This window comes from Rhodopirellula maiorica SM1, from assembly GCF_000346295.1.
In the GTDB taxonomy this organism is placed as follows: Bacteria; Planctomycetota; Planctomycetia; order Pirellulales; family Pirellulaceae; genus Novipirellula; species Novipirellula maiorica.
Window position 1 is genome coordinate 1 of the sequence record NZ_ANOG01000115.1, and the last position, 4,682, is coordinate 4,682.

Consider the following 4,682-nt stretch of genomic DNA (forward strand, 5'->3'; position numbering starts at 1 on the left):
ACCGTCTTTTGCCGAACCGAACGAGGTTGCCTGAAATACGAAACCTTTCGTACTTAAGGGCCAATGCTGCTCGCTCCCCAAACGCGCCCCCCCCCTTCCAATCATCACGCCGGAAAGGAGAAAACCACTGTGACCACTTTGCTAACTCATCGGACGCACTGTTTTGCAACCGGTGCTTACTTGACGGCTCTCGTCTTCGTCGTCGCGACGCAACAACGTTCCCCCGCAGAGGACTTCGTCACGACCGCTGAAACAACGCCGAGGCGTTTGGTTTTGACCGACAATATCTGGGGTGAGGTCGCAGTTCAGCCACCAAGTCGCGATGACCTGCCGATCGCCGAATGGCACGTACCTCAAACATTCGAAAGCGAAGCGATTGCAACGAACCCATTGTCGGTTGATCGGAACACCCTTTGGCAGCGGATTCAATCGGACCACCGAAGCTACTATGACCTTCCTTCGCTGAAACTGCTTACCGACGGGTTTCTGATCGGCGCGGCCGTGGCGAATACGCAGCTTGATCAAGAGATACAAGATCACTTTCAAACAAGCGTTCGCGGCGCAACGAGCGACGATTGGTTCGAGGGACTCCACGCCAGCAAGGAACTCGGCAACGGCCGCTACACGCTACCCATCTTTGCGACTGCGTGGGCGGCGGGTGCCTACTTCGACAAGTCGTCGGTGTTGGTGACGACGGGACGATGGGGCGAGCGTTCGATGAGGTCATTTTTGGTCGGAGCACCGCCGCTAATTCTGGCCCAGCGATTCACCGGTGGCTCGCGGCCTGACGAGAAGGAGCGTGGATCTCGTTGGCTTCCTTTTCAAGACAACAACGGCGTCAGCGGCCACGCGTTCATGTCATCACTGCCCTTCATCAACGCAGCCAAGATGACCAATCGCCCCATTTTGAAAGCCACCTACTACGCCGGCTCACTGCTCGGTCCCCTCTCGCGAGTCAACGACGACGATCATTACCCATCACAAGTTGCCCTGGGTTGGTGGATGGCGTTTGTCGCAGCCACTGCGATCGATCAAACCGAAATGGCCGGTGGCAATATGCAGTTCTATCCCTACATGGCTGCCCACAGCAGCATCGGTGGCATGTTTGAGTATCGGTATTAAGTGATAGTATCATCCGAGTTGCCGATCGAGCACCTGGTAACGGCGGGCAAAAAGGTGTCAGGACTCAATAACGGGTTGCCAGAGCGGGCGCACAGTAAAACGGCGCTGCTACGGGCCGCGGCAATGATGATTTTCAGGATCGATGTGGCTGCTGTACTTGTTCATTTTTCCTGGCGATCATTCTGCCTATTTACAATACAGCCAACGGGCATACGTAACTCTCGCCTGCATAGGTTGGGTAGAATGTTTTTGGCCGAATAATTACCAGAGCCGAGGATCAACGCTGCAGCGATCGGGCATCGTACCGACACCACTTCCGACTACTCCGGTACGATCTCCTATGTTTGACAGCACGGTCGATGACCCAATACGATTCATGAACGACATCTTTGTAGCCAGAACCTAATGGACGCAAGAGAATGAGAATCCACACGATCGTTGCCATCATGATTGCTGCTGTTGCAACCAGCGGCATAACCGCTCAAGAAACGAAGCGTACGAGCGACGCGCCGCGGGCGTCCAAGGGGGCCAAATACCTGGAAACTGGCGGAGAGCGTAAGCTGGAAGTTGTCTACAAAAACGTTTCGGGAAAAGAACTCAAGCTGGACTTGTATTATCCGACAGCCAAACGCGTCGACAAATGTCCGGTGATTGTCTTTACTCACGGTGGCGGCTGGGCCGCAGGCAACCGCTACAAAGCGGCCAGCGGATCCTTTGCGAGCGTGTTTGAGCAGTTGATCCAAGAGGGTTTCGCGGTCGCCCCTGTGACCTACCGACTGGCGAAGAAGGACAGGAATGTGGCGATACGTGATTGCGTGATCGATTGCAAAGACGCCATCCGCTACTTGTCCAAGAACAGTGAAGGGTTGGGGATTGATCCGATGCGAATAGGCGTCATGGGCGATTCTGCGGGCGGTCATATCGCCCAGATGCTGCTGCTGGCAGAGCCAGAACAGTTGCCCGGCGATCCAGCCCTAGCCGACGTCCCGTACCGCATGATTGCTGGCGTCTCTTGGTATGGGCCCAGCGATTTTGAAAAGACGGATCTGTTCAACCACGATGACCGAGCGGATTTTAGGGATCGCTTCTCCGCCCGCATTCTTGGCTCCGATTCCGGGCCGACCGACAAACGATCGCGCTACCGAGAAGTCAGTCCGATCAACTACCTGAGTAAAGACAGCCCGCCATTGTTGATGATTCAAGGTGACAAGGATACGACTATTCCAGTCAAGCATGCTCACCACATGAAGCAGAAAGCGAGCGAAGTTGGAGCACCCGTTGAGATCATGATCATCAAAAACGCGGGTCACAACTGGCGAAAGGTCGACGACGAAATCGATCCATCACGGGAAGCCATTATCGAACGCACCGTGCAGTTTTTTGTAGAAAACAAACCACCGCGATAGTCATCAAAAGCTAAGAGGGGCCGTTCACCGTGAATCGAAAGTTTGGCGTGACTTCGGCTTATCTGCTGAAGAGCCTATTCGACATTCACGAGTTCGACGATGAAGTGAAGGTGCGAGTGAGGAGGGATGGAGCCTGGGGACCCACGTTCGCCGTAGCCGAGCTTCGAAGGCACCGCCAGTTCGATCATTCCGCCTTCACCCACCAACTGCATTCCTTCGGTCCAACCGGCAATGACATTTTGCAAGGGAAAAGTCGTCGGTTCACCTCGCTCATAGGAACTGTCGAACACTTTTCCACCATTGAGCCAGCCGCGGTACTTTACGGTCACTGTGCTGTCCGCCGTCGGTTTCTTGCCGTCCGAGCTTCGCAGAATCCGGTACTTCAGTCCCGAATCGGTCATCGAGAACTCGAGTTCCGGATCGGCATCCATGGCCCCCGTTCCTGCCTGAAGTTCAGGCATGTCGAGAAACGTGGTCGGTTTTGACTTCACATTTGCAGCAACCGAGGTTGCCGGTTCGGTCGAAATGCTCGGACTGGGTTTCGATGTGGAGCGACACCCGGAAACCATCAAGACGAAGCTAAACAGACACCATGGTAACCAACGTTTCATTGTCGTTTCAACGCTCCAGTCTCGCATACTACAACTATCCCATACGCCCATCGAAAACGAACCTTGCCCCCGATTCTTCGTTGGGACTGCAATGTTCGTAGGCGAGGTTAGCGAATACAGGCGTTTCATGAAAGTCCGTAATTTGTCTAGCTTTACTTTCACAGCTTTTACACGGACACAAGGCTCAATTGGTTGCTGAGCTGATTTGATCTACTCGTAGAATGTAGGATCGAGACAAGACGCCGAAAGTGTACAGACGAGACTATCATGATCCTTCTCATTTTCCCCCATCAACTGTTCGCGAATCACCCTGGTCTGAAACGCGATCCGGCTCGAATCGTCCTGCTGGAAGACTCGCTGTTTTTCGGCGATCACCAATACCCGATGCCATTCCACAAACAAAAACTTTGGTTGCATCGCGCCAGCATGAAACGATACGAAGCAGCACTGCGGGACAAGGGATACGATGTTCAGTATCTCGACTACGACGCCAAGAATCCCTCCCTGATCGAAAAACTTAAGCAGGTGTTTCGTGCGGAAGATCAAACGCCGGATGAACTCTGCTTCATCGATCCGACCGACTTCATCTTGAGCAAGCGTCTACGTAACGCTTCTAAGAAACTTGGCCTCCACTGCGAGGTACTTCCCAATCCAGGATTCCTCAACTCGGTCGAAGAAAACCAGGACTATCGCGAGGATAAGAAACGTTGGTACATGGCTAACTTCTACAAGTGGCAGCGTCAGCGCATGGACATTTTGATGGACGGGGATCAGCCTGAGGGCGGGCAGTGGAGCTACGACGAAGAGAACCGGAAAAAGGTACCGAAGAAACTTCTGTCGAACATTCCTGAGCTCTTAGCGATCAAGCGAGACGAATTTGACGACGAGGCAAAGAAATATGTTCAGCAACAATTCTCGGATCATCCCGGCAGCATTGACCAACTCTATTACCCAACATCACATCGACAAGCCCGGCGTTGGTTAAAACACTTTCTCGCCCACCGCTTCGATCACTTTGGCGATTACGAAGACGCGATTGTCGAGGGTGAGTCGTGGCTTTGGCACAGCGTGCTGACACCCGCGATGAATATCGGGCTGCTGACACCCGGCGAGGTTGTCAAAGAGACGATCGAATACGCCAAGAAAAACGACGTTCCCATAAATAGTCTCGAAGGATTTTTGCGTCAGGTGATCGGCTGGCGCGAGTTCATGCGGGCGACGTACGAGGATATTGGCGTTCCGATGCGGACGACCAACCACTGGAAACATCGGCGCGCGATGCCCAAGTGTTTTTACGATGCGACGACAGATATTGCCCCCGTTGACGACACGATTCGGCGGATCCTCGATACAGGGTACTGTCATCACATCGAGCGACTCATGGTACTGGGCGGTTTCATGTTTTTGTGCGAAATCGACCCTGATGATATCTACCAATGGTTCATGGAGATGTTCGTCGATAGTTATGACTGGGTGATGGTTCCGAATGTTTACGCGATGAGCCAGAACGCGGATGGCGGTTCGATTACAACCAAGCCCTACT

Annotated in this window: 4 protein-coding genes; 3 read left to right on the plus strand and 1 reads right to left on the minus strand. The window is 53.4% G+C overall.

The genetic code is table 11. From position 1 onward, the window contains the following. Nucleotides 1-129: 129 nt before the first annotated feature. Together RMSM_RS03365 and RMSM_RS03370 are read left to right on the plus strand one after the other, a co-directional pair. On the plus strand, nt 130-1,122 hold the full coding sequence (locus RMSM_RS03365; protein ID WP_236621989.1) for a phosphatase PAP2 family protein: 993 nt from the start codon (nt 130-132) through the stop codon (nt 1,120-1,122). A gap of 419 nt (nt 1,123-1,541) precedes the next feature. Then, nucleotides 1,542-2,528: an alpha/beta hydrolase gene (locus RMSM_RS03370; RefSeq protein WP_008691565.1), complete on the plus strand. Its 987-nt coding sequence runs from the start codon at nt 1,542-1,544 to the stop codon at nt 2,526-2,528. A 74-nt stretch (nt 2,529-2,602) separates the two neighbouring features. Here RMSM_RS03370 and RMSM_RS03375 read toward each other — a convergent pair whose 3' ends face one another. Next, nucleotides 2,603-2,989: an FKBP-type peptidyl-prolyl cis-trans isomerase gene (locus tag RMSM_RS03375; protein WP_390172570.1), complete on the minus strand. Its 387-nt coding sequence runs from the start codon at nt 2,987-2,989 to the stop codon at nt 2,603-2,605. Between the two features lie 417 nt (nt 2,990-3,406). Here RMSM_RS03375 and RMSM_RS03380 point away from each other — a divergent pair. Beyond that, nucleotides 3,407-4,682, plus strand: a 1,276-nt coding sequence (locus tag RMSM_RS03380; RefSeq protein WP_008691569.1) for a cryptochrome/photolyase family protein, incomplete at its 3' end; no start/stop codon positions are given.